This is a genomic window from Mycobacterium sp. E2238, assembly GCF_001672665.1.
In the GTDB taxonomy this organism is placed as follows: domain Bacteria; phylum Actinomycetota; class Actinomycetes; order Mycobacteriales; family Mycobacteriaceae; genus Mycobacterium.
Genome location: NZ_LZKF01000218.1, coordinates 22171 through 41491 on the forward strand (window position 1 = coordinate 22171; position 19321 = coordinate 41491).

Below are 19321 nucleotides of genomic sequence, written 5' to 3' on the forward strand. Positions count from 1 at the left end.
GCCGCTCATCGGTGCACCCGCAACGCGAGGTAATACTCGTGCCGCCGGGTGTTGTCGACGGTGTAGCTGACCGCCTTCGTCACCCCGTCGTGGTCGGACTCCAGCCAGCGTTCGGTGTGTTGCCGGCTGAATTCGGTCCACGACGGCACGGTGAACCTCTCGAGGACCGTGTCGGGATGTTCCAGGCTGTGGTACAGCCCCCAGCTATGGCCTCCCGTTCGCAACCGTGAGCGCCGGACCGCGCTCATCGCCTCGACGAAGTCCTGCAGGGTGTCCGTCACGACCCGATAGCGGACGGTCACCAGCACCGGTCCGTCGTTCGGGCAGGGTTCGAACACGACCATCGGCGACGGCCAGGCCCGCGAAATGTCGCGGCTGAGCTTCCCGGTTTCCGGCCGCAACCCGAGCGGCACGACGCTGAGGGCGGTGACCCCCAGCAACGCCGCCGACAACGTCAGCGCCACGCCGAGGCCTTCCCGCGTGGCGACCACACCCCAGAGATACGAGCCGACCGCCTGCGAGCCCGTGAAGACCAGCAGGTACATCGCCAACCCGCGGGCCCGAACCCAGCGCGGCAAATGCAGCTGCGCCGCGGCGTTCAACGTCGTCAACGTGATCAGCCAGGTCATCCCCGACAACACCAGGAAGGGCGCCGCCGCGGCGAACGGCAGCCAGACCACCGCGAGAGTGGCGGCGCCGTACGCGGCCGCGCACCCCGCCAGCAGCGTGTTGGGCGGCACCTTCTGGCGCAACGGTGCGGGGACCGCGACGGCGAGCACCGCGCCACAACCGATGGCGCCCAGCGCCATACCGTAGCCACTGGCCCGCAGGTGCCAGGTGTCGGCGGCGGCCACCGGCAACAGGGCCAGCAGTGCCGAGGCGGGGAAGACGAAAAGGGCGGCGCGCAGCAGGATCCTGCGAAAGATCGGGCCGTTGGCGGCGTACGCCAGTCCGGTGAGGATCGCCTGGCCCAGGTGTTCTCGTTCGACGGGCGCGATCTGTTTGGGCCGTCGCCACGCCGCCAGGGCGATGATGATGCCCACGAACGAGATCGCATTGATCGCGAAGACCGCTGCCGGCCCGGTCAGCGCGAGGACGACGCCGCCGATGGCGGGTCCGACCACGCGGGCGACGTTGACCGAGACGCTGGCCAAAGTCGCGGCGGCCGTGATCTGCTCGCGCGGAACGACCTCGGGCTGAATCGCCTGCCAGGCCGGCGCGGTCAGTGCGGAGGCGACGCCGATGGCCAAGGTGAACAGCAGCAGCTCCGTCGGGGTGAGCCGGCCGAAGTAGGTCAGCCCCGCCAGCACCAGCGCCACCAATACCGCATACGACTGCAGGACCATCAGCAGCCGCCGCTGGTCGAACACGTCGGCCAGCGCGCCGGCGAACAATCCCAACAGGAGCGTCGGCCCCAGACTCGCGGTCTGGACCAGTGCCACGACGGTGGCGCTGCTGTGCCCTTCGACCAGAAACCATTGCGCCGCCACGCTTTGCATCCAGGTGCCGACGTTGGAGACGAACTGCGCGATGAACAGGGCGCGGAAAACCTGATTACGCAAGGGCGTCCAGACCGACACATCCGCAATGTCGGTGCGCTCCTGCGTCAGATCCGACATGCGAGCCTTTCGCGTCGTGCGGCGGGGTAGAAGTCTAAGACACCCGCCCGACGCGCGCATGGCGGATCGGCAGCACCGCCGGGTTCGGGATCTGGTCGGCGGCCCCCGCGCACCGCTGCTGCCGCTCGACGAGGAAGGCCGCGCCGAGCCGAAGCAGCTACTAGCTGACTAACCCAAACTCGGGGCGGAGAAGGTGTCGCATTGCTTCGGGTCGCCCGTCTGGTAGCCGACGGTGAACCAATGCTGCCGCTGCTCCGAGGATCCGTGCGTCCACGACTCGGGATTGACCCGGCCGGTCGCTTCCTTCTGGATGCGGTCGTCGCCCACCGACGCCGCGGCCGAGAGCGCGTCTTGGATGTCCTGGTCGCTCAAGGGCTGCAGGTAGGGGACGCCGGTGCTCTCCTGCTTGACCGTCGACGCGTAGTGCGCCCAGATGCCCGCGTAGCAGTCCGCCTGTAATTCCGTGCGGACGCCGTTGCCGCCGGCGCCCTTGGCCCCTTGCTGGGAGCGACCCAGGACGCCCTGCAGTTGCTGCACGTGGTGGCCGTATTCGTGGGCGACCACGTACTCCTGCGCGAACGGCCCTCCGCTGGAACCGAATTTGTCGACGAGTTCCTGGAAGAAGTCGGTGTCGAAGTAGGCGGTCTGGTCCACCGGGCAGTAGAACGGCCCCACCGCGGTGGTGGCCGGTCCGCAGCCGGTGTCAACCGAACCGGTGAACAGCCGCACATGCGGCCGGGTGTAGCGGGGCATCAGCTGGTGCCACACCGCGTCCACCGAGTTACCGGTGGCGACCACGCGGCACTGCACGTACTTGTTGGCGTCGGCCCCGGTCTTGCACTGGCTCAGGTCGAACCCGGGCGCCGAGTAGCCGCTGGTGTTCCCCTGCTGGTTCAGCACGCGGCCCGGGTCGACGCCCAACAGCAACGCGCCGATGAGGATGAGCAGGCCCAGGCCGCCGCCCCCGATCGCCATGCCCATCCCGCCCCCACCCGAGGAGGACGCGGTGCTGGTATCGATCTGCATACCCTCGTTGAAGGACATGGCAGGCTCCTAATGTTGTTGGGTCGCGGAGTACCGGACGTCGGTGTAGCTGCGCAGGTTGCGCAGGAAGCGGCGAAGGCCCAGGTTGAGCAGCGGCCCGACCACGTACATCGCCAGTCTGGCCGGGCCCGCGGGCTTTTGCGCCATGGTCCAAGTCAACCGGCAACCACCCGGGATCACTTCGACCCGGTAGTCTTCGGCGAACGCGGCGACGGCTTGCGTGGAGCATTCGTTGAACCGAAAAGCCATGTGGCTGAACGGTTCCCAGGCCAGGAACTCCTCGTTGCCGACCATCCCTCCGCGCATCTCGACGACGCGGGTGGTGCCGACGCCGCGCGGCTCGGGGCTGGTCCAGGTCACCTTGGTGATCACGCTCGCCCAGCGCGGCCAGGACTGGGCGTCGGCGAGCACCTCGAACAACTGCTCGGGCGTGATGGCGAGGTCGACGCTGTTGCGGAACACGAAGGGCGCGCTGTCGATGAAGCCCAGGTCGACGCGCTCGCACGGGAACATGAAATTAATCTAGCCGGGGCCGTCGCTCGCCGCGGCCAGCAGCGGCACAAGGACGTCGCTGATCGGCGTCGCCAAGTCATGGGTGCGGGCCTTGCGGATGATCACCCCATTGCGGATGTCCCACTCCATCCGCCGACGGTTCTCCCGGTCGGCCAGGATCGAGGTGCCCATGTCCTCGGGAACATGGCGGAACATGCCGGCCAACTCGTCGACGATGCCGTCGGGCAGCCGGGCGCCCTCGGCCCGGGCTACCGCCAGGCATTCGGCGACGTAGCGGCGCGACAGTTCGGTGACGTCGTCGCGGCGAAACATGCCGGACCGCCGCCCGGACAGCGCCATGAACCCGGCCAGCGCGTTGGTGAGCAGCTTGCGCCAGGCCGCGGTGATGAAGTCGGGGTCGCACTCGACCCGGCAGCCGGCACCGCGCAGCAGCTCGGCGAGCGTCTGGGCCGACGGCCCACTGGGCAGCACCAGGGCGGCTTCGGTGCGCAGCCGGACCCAGCCCTCGGGCTGGGTCTCGGCCGAATACCAGACGATCCCGGGGACCACCGGTGACGACGGGCAATGCGGCTGCACCTGCTCGACCTGCTCCACGCCGTTCTGCAGCACGGCGACGATGGTGTGTGGGCCGCAGAGGCGGGCGAGCCATCCGGCGGCGGCGTCGTTTTGGGTGGCCTTGACCGCCAGCACCACCACGTCGACGGTGGCGGTGACCTGGTCGGGATCGGTGCACACCGGGCCGGGCACCACGATCGGATCGGCGTCGTCGGGCCGCAATTCGATGCGGGCGCGGGCCGTGCGGCCGCACACCTGCACCGCGTGCCCGGCCTTGTGCAGCAGCGCGGCGATCGTCGTGCCGACGGCGCCGGGTCCGACTAGTGCGATGGTGGTGGCAATAGGTCCGAAAGTACCTCCTCTAGACTGGTCACTCGTCCCAAGCCCGCCGAAAAAGGAGTGTTTGTGCTGCGCAGCCACGCCGCCGGTTCGCTGAGAAGCAGCGACGCCGGGCAGCAGGTGACGCTCGCGGGCTGGGTGGCTCGCCGCCGCGACCACGGCGGGGTCATCTTCATCGACCTGCGTGACGCTTCCGGTATCGCGCAGGTGGTGTTCCGCAATGCCGAGGTGCTGGCCCAGGCGCACCGGTTGCGCGCCGAGTTCTGCGTCGCGGTGACCGGTGTCGTCGAGATCCGCCCGGAAGGCAACGCCAATCCCGAGATCGCCACCGGCGACATCGAGGTCAACGTCGACTCCCTGACCGTGCTCGGCGACAGCGCGCCGCTGCCCTTCCAGCTCGACGAGCCCGCCGGCGAGGAGCTGCGGCTGAAGTACCGCTACCTCGACCTGCGCCGCGACGGCCCCGCCGCGGCACTTCGCCTGCGCTCCAACGTGAATGCCGCAGCCCGTGCGGTGCTGGCCGGTCACGACTTTGTCGAGATCGAGACGCCGACCATCACCCGCTCGACGCCTGAAGGCGCGCGCGACTTCCTGGTGCCGGCCCGGCTGCACCCGGGCTCGTTCTACGCCCTGCCGCAGAGCCCGCAGCTGTTCAAGCAATTGCTGATGGTGGCCGGGATGGAGCGCTACTACCAGATCGCCCGCTGCTACCGCGACGAGGATTTCCGCGCCGACCGCCAGCCCGAGTTCACCCAGCTCGACATGGAGATGAGCTTCGTCGACGCCGAGGACATCATCGCGATCTCCGAGGAGATCCTGACCGCGTTGTGGGCGTTGATCGGATACCAGGTCCCAACGCCGATCCCGCGGATCACCTATGCGGAAGCGATGCGACGGTTCGGGTCCGACAAGCCGGACATGCGGTTCGGGCTGGAGCTCGTCGAGTGCACGGAGTTCTTCTCCGACACCACATTTCGTGTTTTCCAGGCACCGTACGTCGGTGCGGTGGTGATGCCCGGAGGGGCGTCGCAGCCGCGGCGCACGCTGGACGGCTGGCAGGAGTGGGCCAAGCAGCGCGGGCACCGCGGGCTGGCCTACGTGCTGGTCGGTGACGACGGCACGCTCGCCGGCCCGGTCGCCAAGAATCTCAGCGACACCGAACGGGAGGGGTTGGCCGCGCACGTCGGGGCGAAACCAGGGGACTGCATCTTCTTCTCGGCCGGGCCGCCGAAGTCGTCGCGCGCCCTGTTGGGCGCCGCGCGCGGGGAAATCGCCAGCCGGCTCGACATGATCGACCCGGACGCGTGGGCGTTCGTCTGGGTGGTGGACCCGCCGCTGTTCGAGCCCGCCGACGAGGCGACCGCCGCCGGCGACGTGGCCGTCGGCTCCGGCGCGTGGACGGCGGTGCACCACGCGTTCACCTCGCCCAAGCCCGAGTACTCCGACGTGGTCGACACCGATCCCGGCAGCGTGCTGGCCGACGCCTACGACATCGTCTGCAACGGCAACGAGATCGGCGGCGGCTCGATCCGTATTCACCGCCGCGACATCCAGGAGCGGGTGTTCGCCGTGATGGGCCTGGACCAGGCCGAGGCGGAAGAGAAGTTCGGATTCCTGTTGGAGGCGTTCACCTTTGGCGCGCCGCCACACGGCGGGATCGCCTTCGGCTGGGACCGCATCAACGCATTGCTGTCCCGGGTGGACTCGATCCGCGAGGTGATCGCGTTCCCGAAGACCGGCGGCGGCGTCGATCCGCTCACCGATGCGCCCGCGCCGATCACCGCCCAGCAGCGCAGGGAGTCCGGAATAGACGCCAAGCCCGAAAAGGTTGACCGGGCATGACTGAAATGCCTGACACCGAAACGATCAACGCGTTCAACAAGAGCATCATCGACGAGTTCCGGACCAACGACGGCAAAGTGGGCGGCCAGTTCGAGAACGCCAACCTGCTCCTGCTGCACACGACCGGCGCCAAGTCCGGGCAGACCCGGGTTTCGCCGTTGGCATACTTCGACATCGACGGCAAGCTGATCATCATCGGATCTTTCGCCGGCTCCCCGGTCAGCCCCGCGTGGGTGCACAACTTGCGGGCCAACCCGCAGGCCCGCGTCGAGGTCGGCACCGAGGAGTTTGCCGTCACGGCCCGCGAGCTTTCGACCGCCGAACGCGAGGACGTCTTGCCGACAATCACCGCCGCGGCACCGGTGTTCGCCGAGTACCAGTCCAAGACCAGCCGGGTCATTCCGTTGTTCGAGTTGCAGCGCACCTAAGCCCGTGGGCACCTCGCGGCGGACGACGGCTCCCGCGGCTCTCGCCGCCGCCCGCGCGGGCCTGAAACGGCTGCGGGTGGTGTGGTTCAACCTGGTGCAGACCGCGTTCGCCGCGGGCCTGTCCTGGTACCTCGCGCACGATGTCCTGGGGCACCCGCAGCCGTTTTTCGCGCCGATCGCCGCCGCGGTGTCGTTGTCGACGAGCAACGTCCTCCGCGCGCAACGCGCCATCCAGATGATGGTCGGGGTAACCCTGGGGATCGGCGTCGGCTCGGTGGTGCAGGGCGTGCTGGGGCCCGGGGCAGTGCCCATCGCGGTCGCCGCGCTCGTCGCGCTGGGCGCCGCGGTGTTCATCGGGGGCGGCTTCATCGGGCACGGCATGATGTTCGCCAACCAGACCGTGGTGTCGGCGATCCTGGTGCTGGCCCTCTACCGCGGCGGTGTCGGCCTGGAACGCATCTTCGACGCGCTGATCGGCGGTGCGGTGGCCATCGTTTTCGCGGTCCTGCTGTTCCCCGCCGACCCGCTGCAGCTGCTGCGCACCGCGCGCGTCGGCGTGCTGAGCGTGCTGCACGACGTCTTGTCGCGAACCGCGGACATCGCCGTCGGGCGCAAGGAACCCCCTCCCGACTGGCCGTTGACGGCGGTCGACCGAGTGCAGGAGCAGCTCAGCGGGCTGCTCGAGGCGCGCACCACCGCCCGCCACGTCGTCACCATCGCCCCGCGACGCTGGGGCCTGCGGGACACCGTCCAGGCCGCCGACCATCAGGCCGTGCACGTGGCCCTGCTGGCCGGTTCGGTGCTGCAACTCGCCCGTGCCGTCGCCAACAACGCCGACGGCTTCCGCGAGGGGCTTCCGAGCTCCGTGCACACGGTGTTGGTGGCGCTGGGGGCCGGAACCGCACTCGCGGACCGCGATCCCGCCGGCGCATGCGCGTACGCCGCCTCCGCGCGCCATCACGCTTCGGAATTGCAGTCAGCCGCGCGCGAGAAGACGCAGTTGATCCTGGCCGACGTCGTCAGCGCCTGCGTCGACGATCTGCAACGGGTCATCGACCTTCGGCACGTGTGACCGAGTCAGCGCGAGTCGGCCAGGAACTCCTGGACCAGCTTCCTCGGGGCCTGCGTCAACCACGCCTCGGTGATCAGATCCTCGAGGTCGCGGACCGCGATCGCGGCGAGCTTGACCAGCACCACCGGGTAGCCGTCGAAATGCGGGGTGGTGAAATACACGCCCGGCTCGTCGGCGATCAACCCGAACTTGACCCCCTCGTCGGACACCCGCACGCCGAGGACTTCGCCGGCGGGCGATTCCAGGCCTTCGCGGGCCAGCGCCTCGCGTTCGGACGGACGCAATGGCCGCTCCCAGGCCAGCAACTTCTTGCCGACCCGCCACTCATGCGGTGACGGCTCCGAGGTCAGTGCCAGCTCACGAACGATGCGGGCGACGTCGTACCACGTGGCCACATCTCGATTGTGCTCTCGGTTTCGCCCGCGTGCCGCCGTATTGGCAAACGGTTTCGCGCCGGGGACGGCGCGCAACGGCCCGGTGTGATGTGATCAGCGTTGTGCCTGAAGCTGACGCCGCGGTCGCCCGCCGGCACCGAGTCACCCACCGCACCGAGTACCGGTACTCCGACGTCGTGACCAGTTCGTATGGCCGCGGCTTTCTCACCCCGCGGGATTCGATGCGGCAGCGGTGCATCGTGCACGAGCTGACCATCGATCCCGCCCCCGCCGACGTCTCCACCAGCAGCGACGTCTACGGCAACATCAGCTCGTACTTCCACGTCACGGAGCCGCACCACACCCTGACCGTCACCAGCGACTCCATCGTGGACGTGTATCCGCCGCCTCCCGGGCGCTACACCAGCGGCCCGGCGGTGCAACCGTGGGAGGCGGCCCGCCCGACGGGGGGCAGGGGAGCGCTCGCCGCGGAGTTCACCCTGGACCTGAACCCGCCCGAGATCACCGACGAGGTCCGCGAATACGCGGCGCCCAGCTTCGCTCCGGGGCGGCCGCTGGTCGACGTGCTGCGCGACCTCGCGTCGCGGATTTTCGCCGACTTCACCTACCGCTCGGGGTCGACGACGATTTCCACCGGTGTCAATGAGGTTCTGGCGGCCCGGGAAGGGGTATGTCAGGACTTTGCACGGCTGGCGATCGCCTGCCTGCGCGCCAACGGTCTTGCGGCCAGCTACGTGTCCGGCTACCTGGCCACCGACCCGCCACCGGGGAAGGATCGAATGATCGGTATTGACGCCACCCACGCCTGGGCGGGCGTGTGGACACCGCAGGAGCCCGGCCAGTTCGAATGGCTGGGTTTGGACCCCACGAACGACCAGCTGGTCGACGAGCGTTACATCATCGTCGGACGGGGCCGCGACTACGCTGACGTGCCGCCGCTGCGGGGAATCATTTACACCGATTCCGAACACAGCGTGATCGACGTCGCCGTCGACGTGGTGCCCTTCGAAGGGGATGTGCTCCATGCGTGACTTCAACTGCCCCAACTGCGGCCAGCGCCTGACGTTCGAGAACTCCACCTGCCTGAATTGCGGTAGCGCGCTGGGGTTCTCGCTCGAGCAGATGGCTCTGCTGGTGATCGCCGAGGAGAACGCCGGCGAGCACGCCGGTTTCGTGGACGCCGCCGAGTATCAGCTGTGCGCCAACCTGCAGCTGGCCGAATGCAATTGGCTGGTGCCGGTCAACAATCCGCGCCTGCTGTGCGCGTCCTGCGCGCTGACCACCGTGCGGCCCAACGACGCCGACACCGCCGGCTTGGCAGAATTCGCCCGGGCCGAGGCGGCCAAACGGCGGCTGATCGCCGAGCTGCACGAGTTGAAGCTGCCGATCATCGGGCGCGATCAAGATTCCGAGCAGGGACTGGCCTTCCATCTGCTGTCCAGCGCGCGCGAGAAGGTGATGACCGGGCACGACAACGGCGTCATCACGCTGGATCTGGCCGAGGGCGACGACGTGCACCGCGAGCAGCTGCGGGTGGAGATGGAGGAGCCGTATCGCACCCTGCTGGGACACTTCCGGCACGAGATCGGGCACTACTACTTCTACCGGCTGATCGCCCCGTCCAGCGATTACCTGGCGCGGTTCAACGAGCTGTTCGGTGATCCCGACGCCGACTACCAGGAGGCCCTGGACCGCCATTACAGCGAGGGGCCGCCCGAGGACTGGCAGGAAGACTTCGTCTCGTCGTACGCCACCATGCATCCCGCCGAGGACTGGGCCGAGACGTTCGCCCACTACCTGCACATCCGCGACACGCTGGACACCTCGGCATGGTGCGGCTTTGCGTCGGCATCGGCCACTTTCGACCGGCCTGCGTTGGGGCCCAGCGCTTTTCAGACGATCATCGACATGTGGCTGCCGCTGTCCTGGTCGCTGAACATGGTGAACCGGTCGATGGGTCACGACGACCTGTACCCGTTCGTGCTGCCCGTCGCGGTGCTGGAGAAGATGAAGTTCATCTACACCGTGATCGACGAGGTGACCTCCGAGTCGCGGGGGCCCGCCGCCATCGCGGGTTAGCCATGTGCTTTTCGATGACGGCGGATCTGGTGGTGGGTACCGCCCTTTTGCCGGTCGCGGTTGCGACCCTGCGGGAGGTGAAGCACTGGCGTGAGGTGCCTTTCGCCTCGCTGCCCGCGGTGTTCTCGGTCCACCAGTTCCTCGAGGCGGTGGTGTGGCCCAATCGGTTTGCCTCGGCCGAGATGGCCAACTTTGCGATGCACGCCTATGTGTTCATCGCACTGCCGGTGCTCCCTTTACTGGTCCCGTTGGCGATCCTGATGCTTGAACCGCGCGGCGCCCGGCTGCGGGTGGCGCCCTTCGTGGTGCTCGGTGCGGTGGTGTCGGCCTACCTCGCGTTCGTCGTCCTCACCAAACCGGTCGGGGTGATGAGGTGCCCGCACGTGCTGGAATATCAAACCGCCTCCCGCGAAAGCTACCCGTGGGCGGTGCTCTACATCATCGCCGTCATCGGGCCGGCCCTGATGTCGGGATATCGCTCCATCGTGGTGTTCGGTTTCGCAAACCTGGTGGGGCTAGTCCTGGTTGCGGTGCTATACCTAGAGGCGTTCGCGTCGCTCTGGTGCATCTACGCCGCCGTGCTGTCGGTCCTGGCGCTGGTGCATATGCGGCGGCGTCGCCGGCTGCCCGATCCGCACCGCTATCACGGGGTCGACGTGGACCGCACGACGTCGGACGTGTGACCCGGCTTCCTCTCTAGCCATCCGACATCTGAAATCCCTTGTGTCACTTTGGCTTCAGTGGTCACATGGCGGCCGTTTTTGTCGGTGGGCGTTCGTAGGGTTTGCGGCATGGGTGTCAGTGGTCGTGAGGAGATCGTCGAGGTGTTCGACGCGCTCGACCATGACGTGGACCGGTTGTGCGAGCTGTCTTTTGACGTGCTCACCACCCCGGAGCGGCTGCGCGCCCTGGAACGCCTGGAACGGGTATACCGCCGGCTGCGCACACCCCAGCACGCGTTGATCAACCAGCTCGACGCCCACGCCAGCCCCGCAGAGCTGGGTGGCTCACTGCGGGTGGGCCTGGCTGATCGGTTGCGCATCACCAAGGCCGAGGCCGCCCGGCGCATCGCCGACGCCCGCGATCTGGGCGAGCGGCGCGCGTTGACCGGCGAGCCGCTGGCCCCGCAACTGAGCGCCACCGCGGCCGGCCAACGCGACGGGGTCATCGGTGACAGCCACGTGAAAGTCATCCAGGGCTTTTTTGCCCAGCTGCCCGCCGCGGTGGACGCATTGACCCGCCAGGCCGCCGAGGCCGACCTGGCCGGCAAGGCCGCCGGCTATCGGCCCGACGAGTTGGCCAAATACGCCGGGCGGGTCCTGGATTGGCTGCACCCCGACGGGGAATTCAGCGACGCCGAGCGGGCCCGCAAACGCGGCATCACCCTGGGCGCCCAGGAATGCGACGGGATGTCACGCATCGGCGGGCTGATCACCCCGGAGCTACGCGCCGCCATCGAGGCCATGCTGGCCAAACTGGCCGCCCCCGGGGCGTGCAACGCCGAGGACGACACCCCGATCGTGGATGCGACACCTGATGAGGACGCGGTGCGCCGCGACACCCGCTCGACAGCGCAGCGCAACCACGACGCGTTCCTCGCCGGGCTGCGCGGCCTGTTGGCTTCGGGAAAACTCGGCCAGCACAACGGGTTGCCGGTCTCGATCGTGGTCACCACCACGCTGCAGGACCTGGAGGCCGCCGCCGGCAAGGCCCTGACCGCCGGCGGCACCCTGGTACCCATGAGCGATGTGATCCGCTGGGCCGGCCACGCCCACCACTACCTCGCCATCTTCGATGGCGCCAAATCACTGGCGCTGCACCACACCAAACGAATCGCCTCCCCCGCTCAGCGCATCATGCTCTACGGCAAGGACCGCGGCTGCACCAAACCCGGCTGCGATGCCCCCGCCTACCACAGCCAGGTCCACCACATCACCGGCTGGACCACCACCCGCCGCACCGACATCGACGACCTCACCCTGGCCTGCGGCCCCGACAACCGCCTCGCCGAACAAGGCTGGACCACCCGCACCAACACCCGCGGCGAAACCGAATGGCTCCCACCACCCCACCTCGACCGAGGACAACCCCGAACCAACACCTACCACCACCCCGAACGATTCCTCCGCGACCAAGACGACGACGAACCCGATTGACGCCAGGGGCTAGCGGCGATGGCGGTGACCCGCTTCGCCCGGCTTCGCCCGGCTTCGCCGCGCTCGCGATCACCGCTGGACCTGATGGCGGTGACCCGCTTCGCCCGGCTTCGCCGCGCTCGCGATCACCGCTGGACCTGATGGCGGTGACCCGCTTCGCCCGGCTTCGCCGCGCTCGCGATCACCGCTGGACCTGATGGCGGTGACCCGCTTCGCCCGGCTTCGCCGCGCTCGCGATCACCGCTGGACCTGATGGCGGTGACCCGCTTCGCCCGGCTTCGCCGCGCTCGCGATCACCGCTGGACCTGATGGCGGTGACCCGCTTCGCCCGGCTTCGCCGCGCTCGCGATCACCGCTAGGCCGGCATCACCCGGCGTACGTCGGGCCCCCACAGCGGCTGCATGCCGCCGGGCAGCGCCAACTGCGTGGTGGTGATGACCTCGGCCAGCTCGCGCAGCCCGGCGTGCACCGAACCGAGCAGGTCGGCCAGCGCGGCACGCTGCCCGTCGGCGCTGACGACTTCCAGCTCGGCGGGATGCGAGCGGCGCAGCAGGGTGGCGATCTCGTCCACCAGCCGTTCCGGGCGCGACGACCCCGACGCCCCGGGCAGATCCTTGAGGTTGGCCCGCAGCCGCTCGACTTGATACAGCAGCGACCGCGGGTTCTGCGCGTCGAACAGCATCAGCTCGGCCACGGCGGCGACGCTGACCTGGCCCACGGTGCGGCGCCGGTAGATGACCGAGGACTCGCACGCCACCAGCGTCGCCTCGATGATCGTCTGCTCGGCCGCGGGCGCACGGACGGCGGTCAACGTGGCCCGCAGCAGCGCGGTCAGCCAGAGGCCGCGTTCGATGCGCTTGCCGATGTCCATCATGGTCCAGCCTGCGTCGCGCACCATCGACTCACCGGCGACCCCCGACAGGGTGAGCATCCCGGACAGCGTCTGCACCTGGGCCGTCGCGAGTAGCGCGTCGGCCTCGGCGAGGGACTCCGGCGGCTCCCGCCGCTGAGCCAGCGCGCGCTCCACCCCGGCCAGCACCATCCAGGTGTCGTTGGACATTTGGTCGCGCACCGCCCTGGCGGCCAACGCCAACCCTTCCACCGACTGCACCAGGGACCCGGGCCGCTCGGGATCCACCGTCAGGGACCACAGGGTCGAGGGGGCGACGGCGATCATCTCCGCCCCGTCGCTGACACGGTCGTCGTCGTCGTCGGTACCCGTGATCCTGCCCAGCGCCGCCATCAGCACCGGCACACATTCGCTTTCCTCGGTGTGCTGCTGATGCCGGTAGACGTGGAACCTGTCCCGGGCTACCAGCAGGAGCCGCGCCATGCTCTCCGCGCGCTCGCCGTAGCGGCCGATCCAGAACAGGTCGGACAGCACACGCGGCGAGCTGACGCCCCAGGTGCCCGCGGCCGTCTTCGCCGGCGGCGCGGGCGACGGCAGGGTCACCGTCTCGGCCCGCGCACGCTCCGTCGGGCGCACCCAAACATCCTTAGCAGCAACGGTTTGCAGCGTGTACGCGGCCGGCCCGGGCGCCAGCACATAGCCGACGCCGCCGATCATCGGGGCGTACCCGCTGCGCTGGGCCACGTTGAACAACCGGATGCCGACGCCGGCCGACGACAACACTCCGGCATGGTCGGTGGGCGCCGACGAGAATTGCGGCAGTTCCTGGCCGATCCACTGCCACGGCATCTTCTCGATCGCGGCCGCCAACCGTGTCAGCTGATATGACGAAAGGGTCGGGCCGACAAGGGTTTTGCCGCCGACGGTCGACTTCACCAGGAGCGAAGAAAGATTCGCCAGCAGGTGTGAGCATTCACCCGCGATGCCGCCCCAGTAGACCGGCGCGGACTGCAGCAGGGGCGCCTCCGAGAGCAGGCGCTCGGACAGCTCGGGCAAAAACCGAAGCAGCCCAGGGTTTTCCAATATGCCGCTGCCCAGCGTGTTCACGACGGTCACGGTCCCGCGGTGCGACGCCTCTACCAGACCGGCGACGCCCAGGCGGGAGTCGGCGCGCAGATCGAGGGGGTCGGCGTATTCGGCGTCGACCCGGCGCAGTACGACGTCGACGCGTTTCAGGGTGCCCAGCGAGCGCATCCACAGCTTGCCGTCGCGCACCACCAGGTCGGCGCTCTCCACCAACGGGAAACCCAGCAACGTGGCGAGATACGCCTGGTCGAAGGCGGTTTCGGAGAAGATGCCCGGGCTGAGCACCACCACCACCGGGTCCTGCGCGTCGTCGGGCGCGGCATCGATGAGTGCCAACCGCAGCGCCTGGGCGAACGGCGTCGTCGGTCGCGGCACGATCCGTTCGTAGAGATCGGGAACCGAGTGTGCGATGACGCGCCGGTCGGCCAGGGCGTAGCCGGCGCCCGACGGCGCCTGTGTCCAGTCGGCGTTGACCTGGAAGGTCCCGTCCGGCAGCCGGCTGACGTCGCAGGCGTGCAGGAAAAGCTGGTGATGCCCGGGCACTTCGATGCCGTTGGCCGCGCGCACATAACCGGGATGGGCGAACAACAGCTCCGGCGGCAACAGCCCCTCGGTGAGCAGGCTGCGCGGTCCGTACAGGTCGGCGAGCACGGCGTCGAGCAGCCGGGACCGCTGCACCAGCCCGGCCTCCAGCACGTCCCACTCCGCGGCCGCGAGCACGAGCGGCAGCGTGTCCAAAATCCACGGCCGCGGCTCGAGGCCGTGTTCGGTGCGGTCGACGTCGGTGTAGGTGATGCCGTCGCTGTCGATCAGGCCGCGCACCACCGAGCGCAGCCGGTCGAGCCCCGCCCGGCCGCGTTCGGCGATGGTGTCGGCGAGTTCCGTCCATGCCGGTCGCACGCGTCCGTCCCGGTCGACGAATTCGTCATAGCCGGCGGCCGGGCCGTGCCGTAGATCGAAGAGCGCCTCCTGGGCGCGCGCGGCGCGGTACCCAGCCAGCAGGCGGTCGGCGTCGTAGTGGTCGGCCGGGGGCGCCGACCCCGCACCGATGCCGAATGTCATGTCCGCAGACGCCATTACCGCTGCACGGTACGCACGCGGCGCAGGTCGAGGATGCCCGGCGCGCCGATATCGGTGAAGATCCGTGCCTGTTTCTCCCGAATGTCGGACAGATCGAGCTTGCCTGCGGTGAAGCCGGTCGCCTCGAAGCGGCGGGCGCGGCGCGCCTCGGCCTCGACGGCGTTGACGGGCGGCTCGTCGTAGGCCCGCCCACCGGGATGCGCGACGTGGTAGGTGCACCCGCCGCGCGACGTGCCCGTCGTCAGGTCGACCAGCTCGAACTGCAGCGGCACGTCGGTGCTGATGGTGGGGTGCAGCGCGCTCGGCGGCTGCCAGGCCTTGAACCGCACCCCGCCGACGTGGATGTCGGGGTTGTCGGTGGCCAGCAGCGGCACCGGGTAGCCGTTGACCGTCACCACGTAGCGGTGCCGGTCGGCGCCGATGATGCGGATCTGGATGCGCTCGACCGAGGAGTCGACGTAGCGGGCGGTCCCGGACGCGGTGGCCTCCTCGCCGAGGGTGTTCCACGGCTCGATCGCGCCGCGCAGTTCGATCTCCACGCCGTCGAAAACCGCCGTGCCGATGCGGGGGAAACGGAACTCGGTGAACGGGTCCAGCCAGCTGGTCTCGAACGCGATGCCGTGCGCGCGCAGGTCCGCGGCCACGTCGGCGATGTCGTGAATCAAGAAGTGCGGCAACAGGTATCGGCCGTGCAGGTTGGCGCCGTGGCGGATCAGCGGGGCGCGCAGCGGCTCGTCCCAGAACCACGCCACCAGCGAGCGCACCAGCAGCGACTGCACCATCGCCATGCGCAGATGCGGCGGCATCTCGAACCCCCGCAGCTCCAGCAGGCCGAGCCGGCCGCGAGCGCTGTCGGGGCTGTAGAGCTTGTCGATGCAGAACTCGGCGCGGTGGGTGTTGCCGGTGATGTCGGTCAGCAGGTGCCGCAGCGCGCGGTCGATCACCCACGGCTTCGCCACACTCTTAGGACCACCGCCCCCCAACCGCGCGATCTCGGCGAACGCGATCTCGAGTTCGTACAGCGCCTCGGCGCGGCCCTCGTCGACCCGGGGAGCCTGCGAGGTGGTGCCGACGAACCGGCCGGCGAACAAGTACGACAGCGACGGGTGCCGCTGCCAGTACGTCAGCAGCGAGACCAACAGGTCCGGCCGCCGCAGCAGCGGCGAGTCGGCGGGCGTGACGCCGCCGAGGGTGATGTGGTTGCCACCGCCGGTGCCGCCGTGGGTGCCGTCCACGTCGAAGGACTCGGTGGACAGGCGAGCCAATCGCGCTTGCTCATAAAGGGTCTCGAGCTGCTGACTCTGCTCGGCGAAGGTCGCGGTGGGCGCGACGTTGACCTCGATGACCCCGGGGTCCGGCGTGATGGTGGTCGAGCGCAGCCGCGGGTCCGGCGGGGGATCGTAGCCCTCGATCACGACCGGGCAGTCGACCTTGGCCGCCGCGGCCTCGACGCGGGCGACGAGGTCGACGAAATGCTCCAGCGCGTCGGTGGGCGGCATGAAGAGGTAGAGCAGCCCGTCGCGAACCTCGGCGACCATGGCGGTGGGCGGCGCGGTGTCGGGGTCCTCCAACACCGCGGTGCCCGACTCGATCGACAGCTCGTCGCCGACGGTCAGGGGATCGGCCTCGAACGACGGGCGCGGCGGACGCCAGCTGATGGAATCGAGCGGCAGCCGCAGACCCGCGGGAGAATCACCGTGCAGCAACACGATTCGACCGCGGCGCAGGCGCCAGTCGGCGCTCGCCCAGCCCTGGCCGTCGTCGCGGCGGTGCAGCGGTAACACGAAAGCCGCTGGGGCGGTGATGGATTCGTCGAGCCGTGCCAGCAGGGCGGCGCGCCCGGCGGGGGAGTCCGCACCGTCTTCGGGGTCGAGATCGTCGGCCGGGTCCACCGGGTCGCCCTCGGGTTGCCGCACCTTGGTCGCCAGCCGGTGTAGCGGGTCCTCGTAGGCGGCCCGAACTTGCGAGGGCGGCAGCTCCAGGCCGTCGGCGATCGCGGCGAGCAGGCGGTGGCCCGCGTCGGCATCGACCGGGGCCGGGTCGCCCAGCCACGGGTCGGCGAGCAGCGCGCCGTCGTTCCACAGCGGTCGCCCGTCGGTGCGCCAATACAACGCGATCTGCCAGCGCGGCAACGGTTCTCCCGGATACCACCGCCCCTGCCCGCGCTGCAGCAACCCGTTGGGCGCCCACGCCTCTCGCAGGCGCGCGGCCAGGTCGGAGGCGCGCTGCCGCTTGTGCGGGCCGTCGGCGGCCGTGGTCCATTCCTCGGCGACCTGATCGTCCACCGATACGAATGTCGGCTCACCGCCGATGGTCAGCCGCACGTCGGCGGCGGCCAGCCGCTCGTCGACGCGCCGGCCGACCTCGCGGATCGTCTCCCACGCATCGTCGGTGTAGGGCAGGGTGACGCGCGGGTCCTCGTGGACCCGGGTGACGGTGTTGGAGAACTCCAGCACCGATTCGCACGGTTCGGTGCCGCCGCTGATCGGCGCCGCCGACGCCGGCTGCGGGGTGGCCGCCAACGGGATGTGGCCCTCGCCGGCGAACAATCCCGACGTCGGGTCCAGCCCGATCCAGCCCGCACCGGGGATGTACACCTCGGTCCAGGCGTGCAGGTCGGTGAAGTCGGCGGCGGGGCCCGACGGCCCGTCGAGCGCCTCCACGTCGGAGGCCAGCTGCACCAGGTAGCCGGACACGAAGCGGGCGGCCAGCCCCAGCTGGCGCAGGATCGACACCAGCAGCCACGCCGAATCGCGGCACGAGCCGACGCCGGTCCGCAGCGTGTGATCCGGTGTCTGCACGCCGGGTTCCATGCGCACGCTGTAGGCGACATCGGCGTTGACGGCGCGGTTGAGCGCGACCAGCAGGTCGATGGTGCGCGTGCCGGCGGGCACCGAGAAGTTGCGCACCCAGGCCCGCGTCAGCTCGCCGGGACCCGACCCGTCACCGTTTTCGTCGACCGGCCGCAGGTATGGCTCCAGATCGTCGGCGAGCTCCTTGGGGTACGTCAACCCCTGCGCCGGCCACATCTCGGCCCAGTCCTCGATGAAGAAGTCGAACGGGTTGATCACCTTGAGGTCGGCGATCAGCCCGACGGTGATGGTCAGCCGCCGAGTCGGGTTCGGAAACACAAGGCGCGCAAGGAAATTGCCCACCGCATCCTGCTGCCAGTTGATGAAGTGCTCGTCCGGCTCGATGCGCAGCGAGTAGGCCTCGACGGGCGTGCGGCAATGGGGCGCGGGCCGCAGCCGCACCACGTGCGGATACACCCGGACCGGCCGGTCAAAGGTGTAGCTGGTGCGGTGCTCCAGCGCGACTTTGATGCTCATAACAAGGTGATCTCATCACAGGCGGCACAAGGCCGCAGCGCACCGCAGCCGCGGCTAACAGCGCCGTAACTTCGAACGCGGACCGGCGCTTACGCCGGCTGCGGTCCCGGCGGTGGACCCGGCTGGTAACCGGGCTGCGGCACGGGGACGACCTGGCCGCCGGTCAGCTTGCGGTAGGCGTAGATGATCACCAGGGAGGCGACCGGGGCCGCCACCAACAGGCCCACACCGCACAACAGGAACCCGACGAGGAAGGACGCGAACGCGACCAGCCACACCAGCAGCGCGTTGACGAAATTCGACCCGACGAGCGAGAAGCTGGAGGTGAAGCCCTTGATGGCCGACTCCGAGCGATCGATCACGAACGGGACGGTGAACTGGGTGAAGATGCCAAGGACGAGCCCCGGGATGAAGCACAACGCCGACGCGATCGAGGTGAGCACCTCGACGATCAGCACGGCGAGAAACACCATGCCGAGGTTGCGTGGCTTGAAGAACGAGCCGACCGTGACCGCGCGCCCGTCGGCGAGGTCGAGGCAGCCGGACAGGAACGCCGACTGCGCGAATGCGCTTACCGCGTAGGCGATCAGGTAGCCGAGGGCCAGCATCCCGTATCCGGGTCCGGTCAGGTTGGTCGTGAAGGTGAAGTCGTAGTCGTCGGAGCTCGTGCCGGTCGCGCCGATGTTCTGGCTCAGTGTGATCAGCGCGGTGGCCACTCCGAGCAATAGCCCGTACACCAGCGCGGGAACGATCAACGCGACGGCGTTCCTGGTGAAGGTGTTCCACGCCCAGTTGAAGGCCTCACCGACGCTGAACGCGGGCTTGGGCGGGGCGCCGTATCCGGGTGGCGGGCCGTAGCCGGGCGGCGGTGCGCCGTAACCCGGCGGCGGGCCGTATCCGGGCGGTGGGGGCGCCGGGTCGCCGTGGTTGGCGG

15 protein-coding genes are annotated in these 19321 nt (G+C 69.3%); 7 read left to right on the top strand and 8 right to left on the bottom strand.

The genetic code is table 11. The features are described from left to right. Positions 1-5: 5 nt before the first annotated feature. The 4 genes from A5711_RS20145 to A5711_RS20160 form a co-directional block, all read right to left on the bottom strand. Positions 6-1619 carry an MFS transporter gene (locus A5711_RS20145; protein ID WP_067949614.1) on the bottom strand — a complete coding sequence of 538 codons (1614 nt, stop codon included), beginning with the start codon at positions 1617-1619 and terminating at the stop codon, positions 6-8. A gap of 168 nt (positions 1620-1787) precedes the next feature. Further along, on the bottom strand, positions 1788-2663 hold the full coding sequence (locus A5711_RS20150; RefSeq protein ID WP_067949615.1) for a neutral zinc metallopeptidase: 876 nt from the start codon (positions 2661-2663) through the stop codon (positions 1788-1790). 9 nt (positions 2664-2672) lie between these two features. Next, positions 2673-3176 (bottom strand): SRPBCC family protein, encoded by a 504-nt coding sequence (locus A5711_RS20155; protein ID WP_067949616.1) that lies wholly within the window; start codon positions 3174-3176, stop codon positions 2673-2675. Positions 3177-3185: 9 nt separating this feature from the next. Further along, positions 3186-4073 carry an oxidoreductase gene (locus tag A5711_RS20160; RefSeq protein WP_197520836.1) on the bottom strand — a complete coding sequence of 296 codons (888 nt, stop codon included), beginning with the start codon at positions 4071-4073 and terminating at the stop codon, positions 3186-3188. Between the two features lie 57 nt (positions 4074-4130). On the opposite strand from A5711_RS20160, the gene aspS reads away from it, so the two are divergent. The 3 genes from aspS to A5711_RS20175 are packed head-to-tail and all read left to right on the top strand — an operon-like array spanning position 4131 to position 7412. Next, the gene (gene aspS, locus A5711_RS20165) at positions 4131-5912 is read left to right on the top strand and encodes an aspartate--tRNA ligase (RefSeq protein ID WP_156745009.1); all 1782 of its coding nucleotides are present in this window, start codon (positions 4131-4133) and stop codon (positions 5910-5912) included. Beyond that, positions 5909-6340 (top strand): nitroreductase family deazaflavin-dependent oxidoreductase, encoded by a 432-nt coding sequence (locus A5711_RS20170; RefSeq protein ID WP_067949624.1) that lies wholly within the window; start codon positions 5909-5911, stop codon positions 6338-6340. Before aspS ends, A5711_RS20170 begins: the two co-directional genes overlap by 4 nt. A gap of 4 nt (positions 6341-6344) precedes the next feature. Continuing rightward, entirely contained in the window at positions 6345-7412 is a 1068-nt protein-coding gene (locus A5711_RS20175) for an aromatic acid exporter family protein (RefSeq protein ID WP_067949626.1), read from the top strand. A gap of 5 nt (positions 7413-7417) precedes the next feature. Here A5711_RS20175 and A5711_RS20180 read toward each other — a convergent pair whose 3' ends face one another. Next, positions 7418-7807, bottom strand: coding sequence for an MmcQ/YjbR family DNA-binding protein (locus tag A5711_RS20180; RefSeq protein ID WP_067949628.1), 390 nt, complete (start codon positions 7805-7807; stop codon positions 7418-7420). Positions 7808-7896: 89 nt separating this feature from the next. On the opposite strand from A5711_RS20180, the gene A5711_RS20185 reads away from it, so the two are divergent. From A5711_RS20185 to A5711_RS20200, 4 genes are all read left to right on the top strand, one after another. Beyond that, entirely contained in the window at positions 7897-8838 is a 942-nt protein-coding gene (locus A5711_RS20185) for a transglutaminase family protein (RefSeq protein WP_197500922.1), read from the top strand. Next, a complete protein-coding gene (locus tag A5711_RS20190; protein WP_067949630.1) occupies positions 8831-9886 on the top strand; it encodes a putative zinc-binding metallopeptidase in 1056 nt (351 codons plus the stop codon). Before A5711_RS20185 ends, A5711_RS20190 begins: the two co-directional genes overlap by 8 nt. 14 nt (positions 9887-9900) lie before the next feature. After that, positions 9901-10569 carry a DUF6629 family protein gene (locus tag A5711_RS20195; RefSeq protein WP_231987083.1) on the top strand — a complete coding sequence of 223 codons (669 nt, stop codon included), beginning with the start codon at positions 9901-9903 and terminating at the stop codon, positions 10567-10569. 108 nt (positions 10570-10677) lie between these two features. Next, a complete protein-coding gene (locus A5711_RS20200) occupies positions 10678-12042 on the top strand; it encodes an HNH endonuclease signature motif containing protein (protein WP_067949634.1) in 1365 nt (454 codons plus the stop codon). A gap of 355 nt (positions 12043-12397) precedes the next feature. On the opposite strand, the gene A5711_RS20205 is transcribed toward A5711_RS20200, so the two are convergent. The 3 genes from A5711_RS20205 to A5711_RS20215 all read right to left on the bottom strand — a co-directional run. Then, positions 12398-15055 carry a circularly permuted type 2 ATP-grasp protein gene (locus A5711_RS20205; protein ID WP_067949636.1) on the bottom strand — a complete coding sequence of 886 codons (2658 nt, stop codon included), beginning with the start codon at positions 15053-15055 and terminating at the stop codon, positions 12398-12400. Further along, positions 15055-18387 carry a DUF2126 domain-containing protein gene (locus A5711_RS20210; protein WP_067949638.1) on the bottom strand — a complete coding sequence of 1111 codons (3333 nt, stop codon included), beginning with the start codon at positions 18385-18387 and terminating at the stop codon, positions 15055-15057. Before A5711_RS20210 ends, A5711_RS20205 begins: the two co-directional genes overlap by 1 nt. An 89-nt stretch (positions 18388-18476) precedes the next feature. After that, the coding region (locus tag A5711_RS20215; protein ID WP_197520835.1) for a hypothetical protein at positions 18477-19321 on the bottom strand (845 nt) is incomplete at its 5' end.

Bases quoted from the DNA above. Each gene is read 5' to 3' on its own strand.
- A5711_RS20145 (WP_067949614.1), bottom strand. From the start codon at position 1,619: ATGTCGGATCTGACGCAGGAGCGCACCGACATTGCGGATGTGTCGGTC.
- A5711_RS20150 (WP_067949615.1), bottom strand. From the start codon at position 2,663: ATGTCCTTCAACGAGGGTATGCAGATCGATACCAGCACCGCGTCCTCC.
- A5711_RS20155 (WP_067949616.1), bottom strand. From the start codon at position 3,176: ATGTTCCCGTGCGAGCGCGTCGACCTGGGCTTCATCGACAGCGCGCCC.
- A5711_RS20170 (WP_067949624.1), top strand. From the start codon at position 5,909: ATGACTGAAATGCCTGACACCGAAACGATCAACGCGTTCAACAAGAGC.
- A5711_RS20190 (WP_067949630.1), top strand. From the start codon at position 8,831: ATGCGTGACTTCAACTGCCCCAACTGCGGCCAGCGCCTGACGTTCGAG.
- A5711_RS20195 (WP_231987083.1), top strand. From the start codon at position 9,901: ATGACGGCGGATCTGGTGGTGGGTACCGCCCTTTTGCCGGTCGCGGTT.
- A5711_RS20200 (WP_067949634.1), top strand. From the start codon at position 10,678: ATGGGTGTCAGTGGTCGTGAGGAGATCGTCGAGGTGTTCGACGCGCTC.
- A5711_RS20205 (WP_067949636.1), bottom strand. From the start codon at position 15,055: ATGGCGTCTGCGGACATGACATTCGGCATCGGTGCGGGGTCGGCGCCC.
- A5711_RS20210 (WP_067949638.1), bottom strand. From the start codon at position 18,387: ATGAGCATCAAAGTCGCGCTGGAGCACCGCACCAGCTACACCTTTGAC.